The sequence below is a fragment of the Pseudoflavonifractor sp. An85 genome, assembly GCF_002161235.1.
GTDB lineage: Bacteria > Bacillota > Clostridia > Oscillospirales > Oscillospiraceae > Enterenecus.
The window spans coordinates 94,391-115,601 of record NZ_NFHE01000006.1; the positions used below are offsets into that span (position 1 = coordinate 94,391).

A 21,211-nucleotide genomic window follows, 5' to 3' on the forward strand; every position below is an offset into this window, starting at 1 on the left:
AAAAAACAGCAATCATTTCAATGTCCCATAGATGATTGCATTATAGCACAATTCGCCAATCGGGACAAGATGTCCATGGAAAAACGTTGGTTGGAGCGAAACATGTTCCTTTCCCTTCCCGCGAAAAACCTTCTGGTCATTGACATGTCATGGAGTGCCACAACATCAAATTTTCCAGAAGGTTTTTCACAATATACGATTTTATTGTTCTTGATATAAAGGACTACTGAGCTCCACAATATCATCCAGGGGAATTTCTGTGCCATCCATGAGGCAAAAAATACGTCGATATCGGTTAATGCCACGCAAGTGGCCGGAGAGAACCCGGTATTCCCCTCCATCCTTTTTCGCATCTGGCACAAAATATGTCACGGTCACCGCCGGATTCTGGGCCACATGGGCATGCAACAGCTGCTGCTTGTAATCCAACTGTTCCTTTTCATCTTCGGTGAGCTGCATCCGACTCTGGGTGACACGGGCCGTCTCCAAAATGGCCGCATAATGCCCCGTTAAAGCTGCAAAAGGGGCAAACTGCGCCGCCCGATCCCCGAGAGGCATGGGTGGGTGGATGTGCCGCGTGGGCCGTGGCACATCCAGCAGATCGGCATAGGGGTGTTTCTGGTCACTGGTCATGCCTTGTGCCCTCCAATCTGGTTGTTCCGGTCACGGGCGGTGGCCCCCTCCTGGAGATTCATCCCCTTGAGCAGAGCATTTTTCCCATACTTTTTCTGAATGTTCAAAATGGCCTGCTGTTGCTTGCGCTCCCGGGTGCGCTGGGTCTCTTTTGGTTTTTGATCTGCGTCAAAAAGGCTCAGCTGCTGCACTTTCTGTGACGCAACGCAGTCTTCGCTTACCACGTGGTTAGCGGCGATGTTCAGCCGGCGTACCAGCAAGTTGGGGTTTACAATGCGGTCAAACAGCTGAACCATGGCGTACACAATCTCCTCGGTGGAAGATGTGTATCCATCCAGGTGGGCAGTGCCATGAGCATGTTTGGGAACGGCTCTGCCATAGGCATCCGTAGTAATCTCCCCCTGATACGCCACTCTGCGTTGTGGGTCTGCCAGATTTTCTCGATCATAGCCCACAGTCAGGGTAATTTGGTCGGTGACCAGACGATGATCCACCAAGTCCAGCACCAGACGATCCGCCATTTCTTGTACCACCAAGCGCGCCTGTTGGAATGGGTATGGGGATTGGAGCACCTGTCCGGCCCCTACGCTGTTGGACATGGGACGATACGCCTTAATGTCCGCCATGGTACACGGTTCCCAGCCCCAGGCGTGGTCAATGAGCAACTCTGCATTGACGCCAAACAGTTTATACAAGAGGTTCTCGTTGTAGTAGTCCGTGGGTTTCCCCAGAGAGCACCGGGCGATATCCCCCATGGTGTACAAACCTTGCCGTTCCAATTTCTTGGCGTAACCCCGGCCCACCCGCCAAAAATTCGTCAGAGGTCGGTGGGCCCAGAGATTGCGGCGGTAGCTGTTCTCGTCCAGACAGGCTATGCGTACCCCATCTTCGTCGGGAGGAATGTGCTTGGCTTCGATATCCATGGCCACCTTGGCCAGATAGAGATTGGTACCAATTCCCGCCGTGGCCGTAATCCCTGTGGTGCGGAGCACATCCAACAGGATGGTTTTGGCCAACTCCCGGGCAGTCATGCGGTAGGTCTCCAGATAATGAGTCACATCCATGAATACCTCGTCGATGGAATAGACGTGCATATCCTCTGGGGCCACATATTTCAGGTACACCTGATAAATTCGGGTACTAAAGTGAATGTAATGGGCCATTTGGGGCGGCGCCACCAAAAAGTCCAGAGCCAAACCAGGATTGGTTCTCACTTGGGGGTCATGGTAAGAGGCCCCAGATAACACCCGCCCCGGCGCCTGCTGCTGTCGCTGGGCGTTGATCTGCTTGACTTTCTGCACCACTTCAAACAGTCTAGGCCGTCCTGGAATGCCGTAGGCCTTCAAGGACGGGGACACCGCCAAACAGATGGTTTTCTCTGTGCGGGTCTGATCCGCCACCACCAGGTTGGTGGTCATAGGATCCAGGCCACGCTCCATACATTCCACCGAGGCGTAAAACGACTTTAAATCAATGGACAGGTACGTTCTCCCCTCCACAATTCATATCCCACCTTTCCTGTTTGTTGTGGTCATTCTATCACAGAGAATGTCCCTTATGTGGGACTTTCATTCTGTCCATCAGTCTGCGTGGGTGAGAAGGGTGAAAATTTTGGTGCGGCCCACCGCGCGCACCGCCAGAGCGCATCCCGTCAAATAGCACAGACCAAACCCTAAAGCCGCCAGCCACACTAGGGGGGTTCCACTCCACAGGTTCAACGCCACCCCGCTGACCATACAGCCGGCCAAGCATAGGATCGACTGCTCCAGGAAGAAAGAACCAAATACCCACTTTTGAGGGGCGCCTAGTCCACGCATAATAGCAAACTCCATGCGTCTGCCGTTGACCATCAGCCAGGACACCACAAAGCCCAGCACTCCCATGAGAACAAACAGCACCGGGAACAGGATTTGACTTAAGGTCATGTATCGCCCCAACGCCTCTACCGTCTGAGTGAACACGCCGTCATCCAGCAGCACCACCAGACGGGTTCCATCCAACACACCTGGCATCGTGTACCGCTCCTGAGCCAAAAACTCCCGAAAATTCTCCAAATCATAGGCGGATTTCAAGGTGAAGCAGCACCCATAAAAGCTGCCGTTATAGGGAATGGTTTGCTCATCGTTCTCAGCCTCCCACGGCGGTAGGCATCGGAAACTCAGTGGCAGGAACATGCTCTCGCTCTTGGTTTTGGTAACGTAACTGCCCACAATGTGTACGGTGGCATCCCCCATGGTGTCAGCACGGACAACAACCTCGTCCCCCAACTTCAGGGCATATTTTTTCATCCAGTCCCCACTGGCCACACAGGGCCACGCGGACATTCTCCCCTCCTTGTAATAGCTGGGATCAGCCAGAAAGCTCTCATCCCATCCCTCCAACCAGGTGATGTTTTTCTCCTCGCCGTAGATAAACTCCGGCGCAACATCCAAGCCATTGAGAAATACCATATCCGGCTGTTTGGATATCCACGCATCTTGGAGCTGTCCTCCCAACGCGGTGTCTGCAAATGTAGGAGACTCCTCTTGGAGCCAGTAAGGCACACTGGTGTACACCTGAATTTCTTCAATCAGCCCCGAGTCACATAATTTCCACGGGTCATATAAGCGCAAGTCGGTATATTGTCTACCATTGACCGAGGTGAATTGTCCTGTGATGGCGGTATTTTCATACAGCTGGACCTTCTGCCCATCCCATCCCAGAGCGGTAACCATTAAGGTCCCCAAGAAAGCAGTTAGCACCATAGAAGTTACTGGAACCACGACCGAGCGCCAACCGCCTCGACGGGCAGATAACCAGGCAAAGCGCAGCGCACCCGCTCCAGCCGTGCTAGTACCACTACGGGGGACACGCACCCGACTTTTGCCTTGTCGTAGGGTGTTTTTCTGCCGAGCCTGACGCAAAAAGGCCACACACAACAGCAACGCCACCACAAACACCACCACACCTGCTGCCAAGGCAGGCCAGAGTGGAATCGACTGAGAAGGTTCCATGTCTTTGGATACGCCCAGCGCCCCATCGCTGTAACGCCGATCAGCGGCATAGAGTGCTTGAGCTGTCTGCAAGGCCAAACCAACGAGCAGCTGCATGGAACCCGCAGAGATTGCCATGCCTGCCAATATCGCAATCCCTGCTACCAGAATTGCCCCCGACAACAGCCACAGCCGGATGCCACCCTTGGGGGTACCCAAAGATACCATCACATCCACCGCCTGTTGCTGCCGCCCAACAAAGAGAAAGGCAAACAGACACAGTACCGCCAAAACACCCACCAGAGAGGCTAGGGTAATTCCCTGGGCTGTAGCCTCCATAGCCTGTAAGGGCTGAGCCGCAGCGGCATACCCCTGGTCATACAATGTGACCCGGACTCCGTCGGAAATTTGCGTTTCCATCTGTTTCACGGCCTCCACGGCATTCTGGTTATCCAGTACTGCCCGGCCCAACATATAACCAAACAACGGAGTCTGGGGCAAAGGCTCTCCCTGAGAGACCCAAACCCGTCCCTCATAACCCTCTGCTTGGTTGGAAATACCTACCACCATCCACTGGAAGGTAATGACACACACCTCCCGCTCCCCCGCCTGGGGATAGCGTCCCTCTCTCAGATATAGCGTTCCCTGCTGGAAGGGTTCCAGTGCTGCAATTTGGTCGCTGGCCTCCACTTGGATGTAGTTGTTGCCCAACTCATACTTTTGGGCGTATTCGGTGAAAATACTCTGGGCGAATATAGAATCGTCGTAGCTGTCATACTCTACCCAAGGAGACTGCTCACACCCCTCATAAAAATCGGTAACTACCACAGCTCGCCCCGAGTTTCCACTGTCATACAGCTGGCCATGAATGAGGTAACGCTTCCCCGGCTGGGGAGAAAAACCACTGTCCCCTGGATCCACCTCAATGAGCACCCCGCTCTTACCTTCATAGGAGTAGAGGGCTTTCCCAATGATGCCAGTAGTTCCCACCACCACCTGCCGGTATCCCATCAGATATTCATCCGTAATTGTTTGGCCGGTGGAAACATCGATTCCTGTGGCCCGAACATAATCAAAGCACTTTTCCTGCTCTTTCAACCAACTCAGATCCAGGGTAATGTTCTGTGTTTCATCCACAAGCGTGATTGTGCCATCCTCCACCACCCGAACTTTGGCGGGTAATCGTGCTGGGAATGCATCGTATGCAATATCTTCCCACAATCCATCCTTGATTTTTACCGTGCAGCGGTCCCCGTCCCGGATTAAATACTCCTGAGGCAGATCCTCCAGCTGCAGGACATACGACTCTTTCCCCATTTGTGGAGTGAGTTGAAACACCGTCAGTACCACTTGATTTTTGTAGGGAATGGTGCCGTTGGGACGCTGATATCCCTGGGAGAGGGCCATAGTGGAGCGGGTAGGCTCCCACAACTGTACGCCCGGTACCTGAGACAGATCCCCCAGCTGTTCCGATGCCTGACGGGCTGCCTCGTCGGCTGCATAGGGGTCTGGATACTCCTCTCCCATGTACTCCAGCAGGGCAATAGAGGTGTACGTCTCATCCATAGTCTCCAACGTCTGGGCACAATAACTCCAAAGCCCAAGGCCCAGGGACAATGATACCGTCAAAAGAAGAATGAGAAGGGCAAACAAGAGCGCACGCCCCCGGGAACGCAGGGTACTGAGGATACCATTACGTAGGAACATTCCAATCTCCCCTTTTCGATTCTTCTGTAGTTTGAATTAGTCTGCCTGGGTAAGAAGAGCAAAGATCTTCGTTTTGCCCACGGTCCATACGGCTACAGCGCAGCCCAGCAAATAGCAAACCGCAAAACCTGCCGCGGCCAGCCACGCCATCCCTTGACCACTCCAAAGGGTCAGCACCAGTCCACTGAGCACACAGCCCATCAAGCACAGGCCCATCTGTTCCAAGAAGAAGGAACCAAAGACCCGGCCTTTGGAGGCTCCCATCCCGCGCATGATGGCAAACTCCATGCGTCTGCCATTGACCATCAGCCAAGAGACCACAAAGCCTAGCACACCCATGAGCACAAAGAGCACCGGGAACAAAATCTGTCCCAACGTGATGTACCGGTTCAAAGCCTGTACGGTCTGAGTGAAAATATGGTCATTGAGAACCACCGTCACACGGTTACTGCCTGAGCCTCCCGGTTGGTTGTACCCTTCTTGAGCCAGGTAGTCCCGGAAAGCTTCCAGGTCATAGGCAGAGCGGAGGGTAAAGCGACTGGAAAGAAAACTACCGGTGGGCGAGTAGGTCTCTCTCTCATCATCCGCCTGCCAAGGGGGTAGACTCCAGTAACACAGCGGGAAGTAGAGATTGTCCTGCTTACCTGCGGGGGCAAAGCTACCTACAATTTGAACGGTCCAATCTCCATACATATTTTCACAGTTGACGACAATCTCGTCTCCCAGCGACAGGTCATGCTCCTTCATCCATCGCTGACTTGCCACACAGGGCATAGTTTCGTTCCAGTTTCCGGAATTATCCGGGTCTGAGAGAAAACTTTCATCCCAACCGTCCAGCCACGTAATCTCCGGCACGTCCCCATAGATAAATTCAGGGGCTACCTGCAACCCATTGAGAAAAACCATGGAAGGTTGCTGGGCAATCCAACTCTCCTTTCGGGCAATGCCGTACTCATTGTCAGCAAACTGCGGAATTTCATCCGGCAGCCAATAGCGGAGGCTTCCACTGACCTGAATGTCGGAGAGCATGCCAGAATCCCAAAGCCTCCAAGGATAGGCCAGGGTCAAGTCGGTATACTGGCGGCCATTGGTGGAGGTAAACTGTCCTGTGATGGTGGTGCTTTCGTAGAGAGAGCGGCGTTGCTCCTCCCATCCCTGGGCTGTGGCCATCAGCAGTCCTAAAAATCCAGACAAAACAAAAGCGACCACTGGCACTACCGCCGAGCGCAATCCACCACGGCGCGCAGAGAGCCAAGCAAATCGAACTGCACCCTTCCCTGCTACACTGGTCTTACTCTTGGGTACTCGCACTCGCGTTTTACCCCGACGCAAAGTATTTTTCCGCTGTGCCTGACCCACAAAAGCCACACACAACACCAACGCCAACACAAACACCACCGCCGCAGACACCAGGCTCGGCCAGAGAGCCAGTTGCTGCGACTGGGCCACCTCTTTTGTCACACCCAAAGCTCCATTGCTGTAGCGCTGATCCGCCGCGTAAAAGGCCTCAGCCGCGTGCAAAGCCAAAGGAATAAGTACCTGTAACGAGAGTGCAGAGACTACCGCTCCCGCCAGCACAGCGATTCCAGACACCAGTGTAGCGCCAGACAACAGCCACAGTCGAATCTGGTTCTTGGGTGTACCCAGGCACGTCATCACATCCACTGCCTGCTGCTGCCGTCCCACAAAGAGGAAGGCAAACAGGCACAGCACCGCCAAAACTCCCACCAAAGAGGCGAAGGTGATCCCCTGAGCCGTGGACTCCATGGCCTGCAACGGCTGAGCTGCGGCGGCGTAGCCCTGGTCATACAGGGTGATGCGCACGCCGTCCGGCGACACGGCCTCCATCTGCTCCACAGCCTCCGCAGCCAGATTGTTGTCTAGAACAGCTCGTCCCAGTTGGTACCCGAACAGCGGTGTCTGTGGGATTTCCTCTCCGCAGGAAACCCAGACCCGGCCCTCATAACCCTCAGACTGGTTGACCACACCCACAATCGTCCATGTGCGCGTATCCCCAGTCTCCTCCAGGGCGAAAGGGTCATTTTCTGTGGCCTGCATCATGGATAAGGGCAGCGAATCTCCCACCGCCAGATTCAGGCTCTGGGCAATGTCGTTGCTGATCACGCACACACCGCTCTCACCTGCCTGAGGGTACCGTCCTTCGGTGAGATAGAGAGTCCCCTGCTGGAAAGGCTCCAAAGCCTCAATGTCGTCGCTGGAGTCCACCCGAATGTAATTGTTACCCAATTCATACTTTTCCGCGTAGTCCACAAAGATGCTATCCTGAAACACCGGATCATCATAGGTCTCCACACAGGTCCAGGGCGACTCCTCACACCCCTCATAAAAATCAGACACCACCATGGCGCGGTTAGAGTTTCCGCTGTCAAATAGGGTTCCGTGTACCAGATATCGTTTTCCTTTCTCTGGCGCAAATCCGCTGTCGCCGGGGTCAATTTGGATGAGAACACCGCTTTTCCCCTCGTATGAGTACAGATTCTTTCCGATGATACCGGTATAGCCCACATTGGTTATATAGTTTCCGTACAACTCTCCGGTCTCCTCATAGTACTGAAAATACTGATTCTGCTCCACCAGACGAGAAATATCCTGTTTGATTCCCTGGGTCTGATCAACCAAAGTAAAGCCTTTACTCATGTAGCAGTAGACATCCGGCAGTTGGGACGTGTCCATATCTTGAGTAGAAAAATCGTAGAAGGGAATCTTTTCCCAAACCTTCCCCCCGCCCAGATTGACGGTCACGCGATCTCCCTCAAAGAGGATGTAGCTGGACGGCAAATCGTTGGAAGGAAGAGGCCCCCACACCAGCTCTTGTTGCGGCACCACGTTGAACACCGCCACCACTACCTGATCTTCGTAGGGAATGGTGCTACCATTGCGCTGATACCCTTCAGAGAGCGCCGTTCCCCAGCTGGTGGCCTCCCACAGCTCTACGCCGGAAATCTGGGAATAGTCTTCCAGCTGCTCCATAGCCTGTCGAGCTGCGTCGTCGGCCACGTATTCCTGAGGGTACTGTTCCCCCATGTACTCTACCACGGCAATGGAGGTATAGGTTTCATCCATCACCTGCAACGTCTGAGCGCAATAACTCCACAGCCCCATACCGAAAGAAAGGGATAAGGTCAGGATGAAAATCAACAATGTAAACAGCACGGTTTTCCCTTTGGCCCGCACTGTATTGAGAATTCCGTTGCGAATGATCATATAACGCGCTCCTTACTCTACCACTCGACCATCTCTGAGTTCCAATACATCATCAGCTTGATCAGCCAGCGCACGGTCATGGGTTACAATGATGACGCAGTATCCGTCGTCATGAGCCAAGGATCGCAAAATTGAAAAAATATTCTCACTGTTTGCGGTATCCAGATTGCCTGTAGGCTCGTCCGCCAAGAGGATTTTGGTGTCCATACCCAGCGCTCGGGCAATGGCCACACGCTGCTGCTCACCGCCGGAGAGCATGGTGGGATAGCGATTGAGCACCGTTTCCGGCAACCCTACCCGCTCTACCAGAACGGCAGCCTTCTCGCGGGCCTGCTTAGGGCTGGTCCCACGCAACTCCATGGGATACATCACATTCTCCGCCACCGTCAGCAAAGGAAAGAGGCGGAAATTCTGATAGATCACCGCCACCTGTTCCCGGCGATACTGCTCCAACTGCATCTGACTGGTGGAAGTGTCGTGACATAGCACCTCCCCTTGTGTGGGAAGATCCAACCCCGCCAGTAGCGAAAGCAATGTGGTCTTTCCGCTTCCCGACTTTCCCACAATGGCATATACCTTACCAGCATCAAAAGAGGTGGAAATTCCCTTCAATGCCTCCACTTTTTGATACTGTGTTTGATATGTATAGCATACTTCTTTGAGTTGTAACACACCCATGGTTGATACTCCTTTCTCCTTAGTACTTCTCTGAGCTAAAGTATACCATACTGCCCATCCAGGCGCAACACCCGAATCTCCACCGTGTCCCCTCCGAGGAATTCTTATTGACATTTATCAATGTATTGCATATAATACAATCAAATTGAAATATATCAATGTGAGCGGGTGTGACACATGAGTCAGAATTACATGGAACAGGCGAAAATTTTTAAAGCATTTTGCGATGCAAATCGCCTACAAATTCTGGAGATGCTCACGCATGGCGAAACTTGCGCCTGTTCGTTGCTGGAGCATCTGCAAATCAGCCAATCTACCCTCTCCTATCACATGAAAATTCTCTGTGATTCCGGAGTGGTAGTGGGACGCGCCCAGGGAAAGTGGACTCACTACTCCCTCTCCCCACAGGGATGTGCTCAGGCCAGAGAATTGATTACGCTCTTTACCCACACAACCGCACCTTCCTCTTTGGAATGCTCCTGCAACTGAGAAAACCACCCGAGGAGCGGGTGGTTTTTCCTGGAACATCAAATCGAAATTCATCAAAGTATTTAGGAGGTATCAAACCATGGATTTGCTCCACAGCGGATGGCTGTTCTTCCAAGATCAAATTCTGGGCATGAAATGGCTAAACGCTCTCATCGGAAACACCCTGCACGGATTGGGGCTGGATGGCACCCTGGGCGGTGTACTCCAATTTTTCATCTATGACACCATCAAAATCTTTGTGCTACTGTCCCTGCTCATTTTTGGGATCTCGTATATCCAAAGCTACTTCCCTCCTCAGCGCACCAAGCGGATTTTAGGTCGGTTCCACGGCTTTGGCTCCAATATCATCGCTGCCCTTCTGGGTACCGTCACCCCCTTCTGCTCCTGCTCCTCCATCCCCATCTTCATGGGATTTACCAGCGCAGGATTGCCGGTGGGCGTCACCTTTTCCTTTCTGATCTCCTCTCCCATGGTGGATTTGGGATCTCTGGTGCTGCTGATGAGTGTTTTTGGTACCCGAGTGGCGGTGGTCTATGTGATTTTGGGGCTGGTGATTGCTGTCATCGGTGGCTCTGTGCTGCAGAAGCTGGGAATGGAGCGGTATGTGGAGGACTTTATCCGCAACGCTCCCCATATCGACCAGGGAGACGGTACCTTGACACGGCGGGATCGCCTGGTCTATTCCAGAGATCAACTGGTTAGCACGGTGAAAAAGGTAGCACCCTATATTTTTATCGGCGTGGGCATCGGAGCGCTCATCCACAATGTGGTGCCCCAGACTTGGGTGGAAACTGTATTGGGCAACCACAACCCCTTCGCCGTAATTTTGGACACTTTGGTGGGCGTTCCCATGTACGCTGACATTTTCGGTACCATCCCAGTGGCGGAAAGCCTGCTGTTTAAGGGAGCGGGTTTGGGCACGATTCTCTCTTTTATGATGGCCGTAACCACCTTGAGCCTGCCTTCTATGATTATGCTGAAAAAGGCGGTGAAACCGCAGCTTTTAGCGGCATTTATTGGAATTTGTACAGTAGGGATTATTTTAGTTGGGTATTTTTTCAACATCATTCAGTATGTATTGATTTAATGGAGGTATCAAAATGATGGCACTATTCGGATTTGGCAAGAAGAAGGAAGGGGCTACAAAGCCTGCCTGCGCTTGTTCCTGCGGTTGCTCTGCGCCTGAGGTTGATGCAGCAACTCCCACCCAGGGCTGCTGTCAGGGACAGGGCAGATGGACCATCAAGGTGTTGGGCACCGGGTGCGCATCCTGTCACAAGCTTTTGGAACACACCCAGGCAGCGGTGAGCCAAATGGGATTGGACGCTCAGGTAGAATATGTGCAGGACATGGCGCAAATTGCTGGTTACGGGGTGATGAGCCTTCCAGCCCTGGTGGTCAACGATCAGGTGGTATCCACCGGCAAGGTCCTCAAGCCCGCCGAAGTGGAAGCCATGCTCCGCAATTTGGGCTGTTAAGTGGGGGATAACACCTATGACATCGATCAACAAGCCAAAGGTCGCCTTTGTGTGTGTGCACAACTCCTGCCGCAGCCAGATGGCGGAGGCGCTGGGGAAAAAACTGGCCAGCGACGTGTTTGAAAGCTACTCCGCAGGCACCCAGGTGAAAGACCACATCAATCCCGATGCCGTTCGCATGATGAAGCAGCTGCACGGCATTGACATGGAGCAAACCCAGTTCAGTAAATTGATTTCTGACATTCCTCAGCCCGACGTTGTGATCTTCATGGGCTGTAACGTCAGTTGCCCTTCCCTCACCGCTCCGTACACGGAGAACTGGGGTCTGGACGATCCCACAGGAGAAAGCGACCAGGTGTTTGCGGATACCATCGCTAACATCGAAAAGAATGTATGGAAACTCCGAGAGACACTGTCCAAGATGGCGTAAAAAGCACGAGTTCGGCCCGATATTCGGGCCGAACTCGTGCTTTTTTGCTGTAAGCGTTACATTTTCAGGACGCCGGAGAGATTTTCCATGGCGTCGCCTGCCGCTTTGGCTGCCTTGGTCACGGTTTTTTGCATTTTGGACTTCTTCTTAGGACTCAGGGCCATGCCCATCACGCCACCGGCCAACATGCTCAGCCCTGCCACAGGAATCATCATACTCATCTTCATTGCACATGTCCTCCTTTGCTTTGGTCCATCCCTAGTGTGCCCAAAGCGAAGGATTTCTCTATGCCAGTTTCTTCTGAATTGGAAATTTTTTAAATATCCAGGTCCAGGGACACCGGGCAGTGATCACTGCCGTAAATATCGGGGTGAATGCTTGCGCCTTGCACCTTGGAAGCCAGCCGCTGAGACACCACAAAGTAGTCGATGCGCCATCCCGCGTTGTTGGCCCGAGCGTTAAACCGGTAGCTCCACCAGGAATAGGCCCCGGTGACGTCGGGATACAGGTGCCGGAAGGTGTCCACAAATCCACTCTCCAGCAACAGGCCAAACTGCTCCCGTTCCTGATCGGAGAACCCCGCCTTGCCCCGGTTGGGGCCGGGATTTTTCAGGTCAATTTCCTTGTGGGCTACGTTCAGGTCGCCGCAGTAGACCACCGGCTTGGTCTTGTCCAGCTCCATGAGATACGCCCGCAGATCCCGCTCCCACTCTATGCGGTAGTCAATGCGAGCCAGTTCGTTCTGGGCGTTGGGAGTATAGCAGTTGACCAGATAAAAATCCGGGTACTCCAGAGTGATGAGCCGTCCCTCGTGGTCGTGGGACTCCATACCCATACCATAGCGCACAGACAGAGGCTTGTGGCGAGCAAAGATAGCGGTACCCGAATACCCCTTCTTCTCCGCCGAGTTCCAAAACTCCTGGTATCCAGGCAGGTCCACCTGGGCCTGTCCCTGCTCCATCTTGATCTCCTGAAGACAGATAAAATCTGCATCCAGCCCCAAGACCGACTCCTCAAACCCTTTTTTCAGACAGGCACGCAGGCCGTTGACGTTCCATGAGACAAATTTCATTGTTTTTCTCCTCTTCGACACAGGGTGACCAGATGATACAGGCACAGAGCCAAGGCTGCTGCCATAGCCGCTGTCTCCCAGAACATCACCAGGTAATCCCCTGCAATATATAAGATATAGTTATATTTTAACCGCAGATAGACACTGTAACTAGCCAGCGATGAACCACACACCAGCACCGCCACAGGGATGCGCCGCACATTTGCCACTGCCCAGCATACCGCCAGTACATCCGCCAGATAAAAATATCGCTCGTGCATATGGGGCAGGAAGAAGGGAATCCCCACCACCAGTACCATGGCCACTGCCATAGCCATCTGATTGTCCAGCTGTTTTCTCTTCCATACCCCCACAAAAAGCATGGCAAAGGCCACAATCATAGCTGCAATGATACCCAGCTGGGAGAGAAACGACTGGTCATACACGCCATTCTGGGGCAAGAACTGATACACTGTGGGAGCATTGAGGGTCAATCGGTCATACTCTCCCATCTGCCCCAGATACACCCCTAGAATATCTCCTAATGGTTTACCCAGCAACAACGCAGGTACAGCAGTGAGAGCATAGACCCCAGGAAAGACAAACAACTCCCGGAATTTCACTCGTCCCGCCAGCCACAGTACTCCCCACAGAGGCATAATGAATACCGTTTGGAGCTTGAAAGAAAAGGCCAGCGCCAGCCACACCAGGGACCACTTGTTGCGTCCTTCCAGCAAACTGGCCACCGCATGGACCACCAGCGCCCCGTAGATAACGTCACACTGCGCCCAGTAGCTTCCGTTGAGTACCACGGTGGGTACAAACAGGAGCACCGAAAAGGCCACCAGAGGAGAGAGACTTCGCTTCTCCCCCACCAGCACTCGCACCACCCGCAACCCACCCCAGGCTAGAATCACATCCAGAAAAACAGAAAACAGTTTATAGAGGTACAGATTTGGAACATTTAGATAGGAAATCAGGGCAATAAAATAGAGATATGGCACATTGTAATTCCCCACTGGCTGAGAAATGGCAGCAAAGCCGCCACCCTCCCGAATGACCTCATACCACTGGCTGAGAAAGGTCAGATAGTCATCGCTTTGATGATCCATCAGCAGACAGCGCACCAACATGGCCAAGGCCAACGGGAGCGCCAAGTAGCACAGGTCCCGGATCTTTACTTGCTCCAGGTACAAAAGCAGCAGTCCCAGTCCCACCAGGAGTGCCAGGAACACACCCACAAACATCCGCTGCCCCATAGTTCCCTGGTGCAGCTGAAGTGCGGCGATGAAGGCACCAATGATAGACAATCCAGCACCCAATCCACACAATCTCGCACTCCATTCCAACCGAGAACCTTCCATGTTTCCCCCTGCCTTTCCACCGGTTCATTGGGAGTATTCTACCATGCTCCCCTCCTGGATTTCAACCGTATTCTTCACCTGGAACAGTTGACTTTTTTCTACGTAAGATGTATGCTTGTGTCTGAATTTTCAAATGTCTACTGGAGGATAACCCTATGTGCGGTTTTACCGGATTTCTCTCCCGCTCTACCCCTGATGTCACTGCCCTTCATGCCATGGGCGATTCCATTGCCCACCGTGGCCCCGATGAGGAGGGCTATTATACCGACGACCACTGCGCCATTGCCCATCGCCGTCTGTCCATCATCGACCTGGCCAATGGGCATCAACCCATGAAAAGCCCGGATGGTCGCTATATTTTGGCCTACAACGGCGAGGTCTATAACTTTCAAACCTTACGCACCCAGTTGCAGGAGCTGGGCCACACCTTCCTGACTAATTCCGATACCGAGGTGCTGCTCCACGGCTACATGCAGTGGGGCGCTGAGGTCACCCAGCAGCTTCGGGGCATGTTCGCCTTTGTCATCTGGGACACACAGACCCAGACCTTGTACGGCGCACGCGATCCCTTCGGCATCAAGCCCTTCTACTACGCTCCCATGGGCGACACCTTTTTCTTTGGCTCCGAGCTCAAGAGTTTCCTGCCCCATCCCTCCTTCAAGAAGGAACTGAACCGGGAGGCTTTGAAGTTCTACCTCACCTTCCAATATTCCGCGCTGGACGAGTCCTTCTTCAAGGGCGTGTTCCGTCTGCTCCCCGGCCACCACTTCACCTACTGTGACGGTAAGCTGGATGTGAGCGCCTACCACATCTTCTCTTTTGAGCCTGACTCCAAGAGCCTGGAGGAGCACGCTCAGGAAATCCGTGAGGTGGTCACTGAGTCTGTGGAAGCCCACCAGATCAGCGATGTGGAAGTGGGTGCTTTCCTCTCTGGTGGCATTGACTCCAGCGTCATCACCGCCCTGTCCCACCCCGACAAGACCTACTCTGTGGGCTTTGCCAACAAAGGCTTTGATGAGACCAGCGAGGCCAAGGCTCTGTGCGAGGAGTTGGGCCTGAAGAACATCTCCAAGACCATCACTGCCGAGGAATTTTTCGATATCCTGCCCACCATTCAGTATTACGCCGACGAGCCCAACGCCAACCTGTCCACGGTGCCCCTGTACTTCCTGTCCAAGCTGGCAGCCCAGGACGTGAAGGTGGTGCTGTCGGGCGAGGGATCCGATGAGCTGTTTGGCGGCTATATCACCTATCACACCACCAAGCCCTACCGAGCTTACCGCAAGCTGCCCCTCCCCATCCGTAAGGCAGTGGCCGGTGTTGTGTCCAAGTTCCCCCCCTTCCATGGTCAGGGCTTCCTGACCTCGGCGGCCAAGTCGGTGGAGGACACCTTTGTGGGGCAGGCCTTCATTTTTGACAACGATGAGGTGGAGCGGGTGCTCACCCCCACCTATCGCAGCAGCCGCACCTGGAAGGACATCACCGCCCCCTATTTTGCCCAGGTGAAGGGTGCCGATGACCTGACCAAGAAGCAGTACCTGGATCTGCACCTTTGGCAGCCTCTGGATATCCTGCGCAAGGCCGACCGTATGACCATGGCCAACTCCTTGGAGCTGCGGGTGCCCTATCTGGACCGTGAGGTGTGGAAGGTGGCCCGTTCCATCCCCAGCAACCAGAAGATGCGGGGCAAGTCCACCACCAAGTTCCCCCTGCGTCAAGCCGCTGTGCCCATGCTCCCCGACGACTGGATCAAGCGCCCCAAAGTGGGCTTCCCCGTCCCCTTCATCGCCTGGCTGAAGGAAGAGAAGTACTACAAATGGGCTAAGGAATTGATCAACCAGGACTATGTGGCGGAGTTCTTCGACCAGAAGTACCTGCTGGACCTGCTGGAGCAGCACTACTCCGGAAAGGCCCGCACCCACCGTAAGCTGTACACCGTGCTGTCCTTCCTCATCTGGTATCAGGTCTACTTCCCTGAGGTCTGCGGTGTCGCTCCCTATCAGCCCCGATAAACCATGGTAATATCCAACAGACCGCAGCGGCTTTGCCGTTGCGGTCTGTTATCTTGTGATGAATTTTGCCATATATCGCCGGTGTTACTAGAACCTACTATTGAAATTAGAATCATTCTTTTATATAATAGTAGTACTGCGTAATTATATGGATTCAGGAAGGTGCCTTTATGAATTTACGAGTTGGCATTGATATTGGCTCCACCACCGTGAAAGTGGTGGTATTGGACGAACAAAACCAAGTGTTATTCCGCTCCTACGAGCGGCATTATTCCAAGACCCGGGAGCGAGCCTGTGAGACGCTGCACTCCATTGAGGACATGCTCCGAGGCAAAGAGGTGAAGCTGGTGATCACCGGTTCCGCTGGCTTGGGCGTGGCCAAAGCTGCCGGTCTGGACTTTGTTCAGGAGGTGTACGCCACCGCTGCGGCTGTCAACACCTACATTCCTGACACCGATGCTGTCATCGAGCTGGGCGGCGAGGACGCCAAGATCATCTTCTTTGGCGGTGCACTGGAAGAGCGCATGAACGGCTCCTGCGCCGGTGGTACCGGTGCATTCATTGACCAGATGGCCACACTGATGAACGTCACCGTCAATGAGCTGGACAAACTATCCTTGAAGCACGAAAAGATCTACCCCATCGCCTCTCGGTGCGGTGTGTTCGCCAAGTCCGACATCCAGCCCATCCTCAACCAGGGTGGACGAAAGGAGGACGTGGCCGCCTCTATCTTCCAGGCTGTGGTGGATCAGACCGTGGCTGGCCTCACTCAGGGCCGCGAGCTGAAGGGCAAGATTGTGTTCCTGGGCGGTCCCCTTACCTTCTTGAAGGGGCTGCGGGAGCGCTTTGTGGATACTCTCCAACTGGATGAAGAACACGCCATCTTCCCCAAGGACGGCGATTGCTTTGCCGCCATGGGCGCCGCTCTGTGCTCTGAGGAGTACACCGCCCGTCCTTTCGAGGAGCTTTTGAAGCTGCTGGAAGAGAGCCGGGACGCCACCACCGTGGTGGACACCATGCCCCCTCTGTTTCAGTCTCAGGAGGAGTACGACGCCTTTGTAGCTCGCCACAACGCCTCCACTCCCCCCCAGCTGGACATTCACACCTACACCGGCGATGCCTATCTGGGCATTGATGCCGGCTCCACCACCACCAAGATGGCCCTCATTGCCCCCGATGGTGGTCTTCTGTACACCTACTACCACTCCAACCAGGGCAACCCAGTGTCTGTGGTGCTGCCCCAGCTCCAGGAGATCTACAAGCTGTGTGAGGACCGCATCACCATCAAGGGTGCTGCCGTGACTGGCTATGGCGAGGACCTCATCAAAAACGCCTTCAACTGTGACTTAGGCCTAGTGGAGACGGTGGCCCACTACCGCGCTGCCGCCCACTTCAACCCCGATGTGGACTTCATCATCGACATCGGCGGCCAGGACATGAAGTGCTTTAAGATCCGCAACGGCGCGGTGGACTCCATCATGCTTAACGAAGCCTGTTCCTCCGGCTGTGGTTCCTTCATCGAGACCTTTGCCAAGGCCCTGGGCTACTCCATCGCTGACTTTGCCAAGATGGGTCTATTTGCCGACCATCCGGTGAATCTGGGCTCCCGGTGCACCGTGTTTATGAACTCCTCGGTGAAGCAGGCCCAGAAGGACGGCGCCAGCGTGGAGGAGATCTCCGCCGGTCTATCCATCTCTATTGTTAAGAACGCTGTGTACAAGGTCATCCGTGCCGCCAGCGCTGACGACCTGGGCAAGCACATCGTGGTGCAGGGCGGTACCTTCTACAACGATGCTGTGCTCCGTGCCTTTGAGCAGGAGCTGAAGCGGGACGTCACCCGTCCCACCATCTCCGGCATCATGGGCGCCTTTGGTGCCGCCTTGGCTGCCCGCAACCTGCACCTGGAGAAGTCCACTCTGCTGGGCCCTGAGGAGTTGAAGAACTTCACCCACACCGCCAAGCCGGTGACCTGCAACCTGTGCACCAACCACTGCTCTCTCACTGTCAATACCTTCGATGGTGGACGTCGGTTCATTTCCGGCAACCGCTGCTCCCGCCCCCTGGGCAAGGAGAAGGTGGAGCTGCCCGATCTGTACAACTACAAGTACCGCAAGTTGCGCAGCATGGAGGGCAAAGGCTTCGGCAACGGTTCCCGCGGCCGCATCGGTATCCCCTTCGGTCTGAACATGTACGAAAACCTGCCCTTCTGGTTTGAGCTGTTCACCCGGTTGAACTTTGAGGTGGTTCTCTCCCCCGAGTCCACTCGCAAACTGTACATCAAGGGCCAGCGTACCATTCCTTCGGACACGGTGTGCTATCCCGCCAAGTTGCTCCACGGCCATGTGCAGGCTCTGGTGGAAGCGGGCGTGGATGCCATTTTCTACCCATGCATGTCCTACAACTTCGATGAGAAGTCCTCGGACAACAACTACAACTGTCCCGTGGTGGCCTACTATCCCGAGCTGCTGGCCGCCAATGTGCCGGATCTGAAGAAGACTCGTTTCCTCTATCCCTACGCCGGTCTACACCGTCCCAAGGACTACGAGCGCATCGGCTCCCAGTGGTTTGCAGATACCTTCGGGGTGCCCCGCAAAGAGGCGGTACACGCCATCCGCGCCGCCTATCAGGCCTATGACCTGTATAAGCAGGAAATCCGGGCGGTGGGCCAGTCCTACATCGATAAGGCCCGGGCCGAAGGCCGTCCCATCATTGTCATGGCTGGCCGCCCCTACCATATCGATCCAGAGATCAACCACGGCATCAACGACCTGGTGACCTCCTTTGGCTTCGTGCTGGTCAGTGAGGACGCTGTGGCCTACCACGAGGGATATGCCCCCCGAAAGGTCCTCAACCAGTGGACCTTCCAGTCCCGGATGTATAACGCCGCCCGCTACGTGTGCACCCAGCCGGACATGCAGCTGATTCAGCTGGTAAGCTTCGGCTGCGGCACCGACGCCATCACCGGCGATGAGGTGCGCTCCATCCTGGAGCAAGGTGGAAAGCTTTACACCCAGCTGAAAATCGACGATATCAGCAACCTGGGTGCGGTGAGAATCCGCGTACGCTCTCTCATGGCTGCCATGGAAGAGCGTGACCAGGCCAAGGCTTAATTCCGAAAGGAGACAAAAACATGGCTGAATTGGTTTACGCCAAGGACGGGCGTCTTCTGTTCACCAAAGAAATGAAGCAGGAATATACTCTACTCATGCCCCAAATGCTCCCTGTGCACTTTGGCATGTTCCGCCAGCTGTTGGAGCTGGAGGGCTATAAAGTTGACATGCTTAACACCAACCACCGAGGCATCGTGGAGGAGGGTTTGAAATACGTTCACAACGACACCTGCTACCCTGCCCTGTTGGTCATCGGCCAGCTCATTGACGCGGTGAAAAACGGCGGCTATGACCCCCACAAGGTAGCCCTGCTCATCACCCAAACTGGCGGCGGTTGCCGTGCCTCCAACTACATCCATCTGCTGCGCAAGGCTCTGGAGAAGGCTGGGATGTCTTACATTCCCGTTATCTCCGTCAACCTCTCCGGCATGGAGAAAAACCCCGGCTGGAGCCTGACCCTCCCTCTAATCCGCAAGATGATCTACGCCATGATGTACGGCGACCTCATTGTCAACGTGGCCAATCAGGTGCGCCCCTATGAGGTCATGAAGGGCGACACCGACCAGATGGTGGAGCGTTGGGAAAATCGGCTCATTGAAGCCTTCCAGAAAGGCAAGGGCATGAACCGCAAAGAGATGCGCCAGTTCTTCGACCAGATCTGTGCTGACTTTGCCGACATTCCCGTGGCTGGACCTCAGAAAGTCCGCGTGGGTGTGGTGGGCGAGATTTATGTCAAGTTCTCCCCCCTGGGCAACAACAACCTGGAGGACTTCCTGCTCTCTGAAGGCGCTGAGCCTGTGGTGCCCGGTCTCACCGACTTCATGATCTTCAAAATTTTCAACCGAGAGTCCGACGTGGACCTGTACGGCGGCAAGTGGATCAAAAAGAAGGTCTGTCAGATCTTCAAAGGCTACATTGAGGACTGCCAGAAGGACATGATCGCCGCCCTGAAAAAGACTCGCTTCCATGCCCCCGGCACATTCGAGAACATGCACAAGCTGGTGCATGGCTATCTGGGTGACGGCAACAAGATGGGCGAGGGTTGGCTGCTCACCGGCGAGATGTTGGAACTGATCCACTCTGGTGTGCCCAACATTGTCTGCACTCAGCCCTTCGGCTGCCTGCCCAACCACATTGTGGGCAAGGGCATGATCCGAAAGCTGAAGGATGATTACCCCAACTCCAACATTGTGGCCATTGACTACGACCCCGGCGCCACCAAGATCAACCAGGAGAACCGCATCAAGCTGATGCTGGCCAACGCCCGCCAGATCGCCCGACAGGAAGAGCAGCAGTCCGCAGAAAAGGAACTGGTGGGAGCTTCCCACTAAAGGAGGTTACCCCATGGCCCAGCTAACCCTTGTGGAGGCTACCAGACCAGAGCACTTTCTAGCCATGAGCGAAATTCACGCTCTGGGCTGGTGGGCGGCTTATCCCCATGCCGTCCCGCTGGACTGGATGGAGGAAAACATCACCCCCACCCGTTGGGTGGACACCTTTGCCGAGTATGCCCGTACACCACGGCACCACGGGTTTCTCCTCTACCGAGACGACACACCCGTGGCCTGCATCACCTGTGGACCTGCCCGCATCGGCAATCAAAACCACGGTGGCGGAATGCACGTGGAGTTTGACGCTTCCGGCTACCAAGGGTGGGGTGAGATCATTTCCTTCTACACCCACCCACAGGAAACAGGGAAAGGATACGGCAAACTGCTCATGGATCGAGCCAAGGATCAGTTAAAGGCAGATGGCTTCCGCCAAGCCTACGTATTTGTACTGCAGGAAAATGAAGGCGCACGACGCTTTTACGCCCGCCAAGGCTTTGCTTGGGATGGCACACATCAGGACATTCCCTTCCCCCATGACACCATTTGTGTGGATTTGCGGTACACCACAACCCTATAACGAATAGAAAAGCGGTAGAGCATACGCTCTGCCGCTTCAGCGTGTCGAAAAAGTTCGACACGCTTCTCAAAAATGCCAGCATTTTTTCGAGGAGTTGCAGCCCGCTGCATGCATAATCGGGTCAAAGGGCGACCCGATTCCACACTGGCGGGCT

The 21,211-nt window shown here is 54.5% G+C and carries 16 protein-coding genes; 8 read left to right on the top strand and 8 right to left on the bottom strand.

Going from position 1 to position 21,211, the window contains the following annotated elements; genetic code table 11:
- Positions 1–201 precede the first annotated feature (201 nt).
- The 5 genes from B5G37_RS04815 to B5G37_RS04835 all read right to left on the bottom strand — a co-directional run bounded on the left by B5G37_RS04815 (position 202) and on the right by B5G37_RS04835 (position 9,215).
- Positions 202–633, bottom strand: a complete 432-nt coding sequence (locus tag B5G37_RS04815; RefSeq protein ID WP_087254729.1) for a hypothetical protein — start codon at positions 631–633, stop codon at positions 202–204.
- Positions 630–2,132: a DNA methylase gene (locus B5G37_RS04820; RefSeq protein WP_087254732.1), complete on the bottom strand. Its 1,503-nt coding sequence runs from the start codon at positions 2,130–2,132 to the stop codon at positions 630–632. The genes B5G37_RS04815 and B5G37_RS04820 overlap by 4 nt, the downstream gene beginning before the upstream one ends.
- An 81-nt stretch (positions 2,133–2,213) precedes the next feature.
- Positions 2,214–5,171, bottom strand: a complete 2,958-nt coding sequence (locus tag B5G37_RS04825) for an FtsX-like permease family protein (RefSeq protein ID WP_087254735.1) — start codon at positions 5,169–5,171, stop codon at positions 2,214–2,216.
- A 177-nt stretch (positions 5,172–5,348) separates the two neighbouring features.
- Positions 5,349–8,537 carry an ABC transporter permease gene (locus B5G37_RS04830; RefSeq protein ID WP_087254738.1) on the bottom strand — a complete coding sequence of 1,063 codons (3,189 nt, stop codon included), beginning with the start codon at positions 8,535–8,537 and terminating at the stop codon, positions 5,349–5,351.
- 12 nt (positions 8,538–8,549) lie between these two features.
- Positions 8,550–9,215 carry an ABC transporter ATP-binding protein gene (locus B5G37_RS04835; RefSeq protein WP_087254740.1) on the bottom strand — a complete coding sequence of 222 codons (666 nt, stop codon included), beginning with the start codon at positions 9,213–9,215 and terminating at the stop codon, positions 8,550–8,552.
- A 177-nt stretch (positions 9,216–9,392) separates the two neighbouring features.
- Here B5G37_RS04835 and B5G37_RS04840 point away from each other — a divergent pair, with 177 nt between their 5' ends.
- From B5G37_RS04840 to B5G37_RS04855, 4 genes are all read left to right on the top strand, one after another.
- Positions 9,393–9,704 carry a metalloregulator ArsR/SmtB family transcription factor gene (locus B5G37_RS04840; RefSeq protein ID WP_087254743.1) on the top strand — a complete coding sequence of 104 codons (312 nt, stop codon included), beginning with the start codon at positions 9,393–9,395 and terminating at the stop codon, positions 9,702–9,704.
- Between the two features lie 79 nt (positions 9,705–9,783).
- Entirely contained in the window at positions 9,784–10,791 is a 1,008-nt protein-coding gene (locus B5G37_RS04845; RefSeq protein ID WP_087254746.1) for a permease, read from the top strand.
- 13 nt (positions 10,792–10,804) lie between these two features.
- Positions 10,805–11,182: a thioredoxin family protein gene (locus B5G37_RS04850; RefSeq protein WP_343229684.1), complete on the top strand. Its 378-nt coding sequence runs from the start codon at positions 10,805–10,807 to the stop codon at positions 11,180–11,182.
- A 25-nt stretch (positions 11,183–11,207) separates the two neighbouring features.
- The gene (locus B5G37_RS04855) at positions 11,208–11,612 is read left to right on the top strand and encodes an arsenate reductase ArsC (protein WP_087254779.1); all 405 of its coding nucleotides are present in this window, start codon (positions 11,208–11,210) and stop codon (positions 11,610–11,612) included.
- Positions 11,613–11,668: 56 nt separating this feature from the next.
- Here the strand turns inward: B5G37_RS04855 and B5G37_RS15170 are convergent, their stop codons facing one another.
- From B5G37_RS15170 to B5G37_RS04865, 3 genes are all read right to left on the bottom strand, one after another.
- Positions 11,669–11,839 carry a hypothetical protein gene (locus B5G37_RS15170; protein ID WP_158099348.1) on the bottom strand — a complete coding sequence of 57 codons (171 nt, stop codon included), beginning with the start codon at positions 11,837–11,839 and terminating at the stop codon, positions 11,669–11,671.
- An 89-nt stretch (positions 11,840–11,928) separates the two neighbouring features.
- Positions 11,929–12,684: an exodeoxyribonuclease III gene (locus tag B5G37_RS04860; RefSeq protein WP_087254749.1), complete on the bottom strand. Its 756-nt coding sequence runs from the start codon at positions 12,682–12,684 to the stop codon at positions 11,929–11,931.
- Positions 12,681–13,973, bottom strand: coding sequence for a conjugal transfer protein TraL (locus tag B5G37_RS04865; RefSeq protein ID WP_143482870.1), 1,293 nt, complete (start codon positions 13,971–13,973; stop codon positions 12,681–12,683). Before B5G37_RS04865 ends, B5G37_RS04860 begins: the two co-directional genes overlap by 4 nt.
- A gap of 209 nt (positions 13,974–14,182) precedes the next feature.
- Between B5G37_RS04865 and asnB the strand changes: the two genes are divergently transcribed.
- The 4 genes from asnB (at position 14,183) to B5G37_RS04885 (ending at position 21,057) form a co-directional block, all read left to right on the top strand.
- Positions 14,183–16,039 (top strand): asparagine synthase (glutamine-hydrolyzing), encoded by a 1,857-nt coding sequence (asnB, locus tag B5G37_RS04870; RefSeq protein ID WP_087254755.1) that lies wholly within the window; start codon positions 14,183–14,185, stop codon positions 16,037–16,039.
- Between the two features lie 170 nt (positions 16,040–16,209).
- Positions 16,210–19,149: an acyl-CoA dehydratase activase gene (locus tag B5G37_RS04875; protein WP_087254758.1), complete on the top strand. Its 2,940-nt coding sequence runs from the start codon at positions 16,210–16,212 to the stop codon at positions 19,147–19,149.
- A 20-nt stretch (positions 19,150–19,169) separates the two neighbouring features.
- A complete protein-coding gene (locus tag B5G37_RS04880; RefSeq protein ID WP_087254761.1) occupies positions 19,170–20,480 on the top strand; it encodes a 2-hydroxyacyl-CoA dehydratase in 1,311 nt (436 codons plus the stop codon).
- Between the two features lie 13 nt (positions 20,481–20,493).
- The gene (locus tag B5G37_RS04885) at positions 20,494–21,057 is read left to right on the top strand and encodes a GNAT family N-acetyltransferase (protein WP_087254764.1); all 564 of its coding nucleotides are present in this window, start codon (positions 20,494–20,496) and stop codon (positions 21,055–21,057) included.
- Positions 21,058–21,211: the final 154 nt, after the last annotated feature.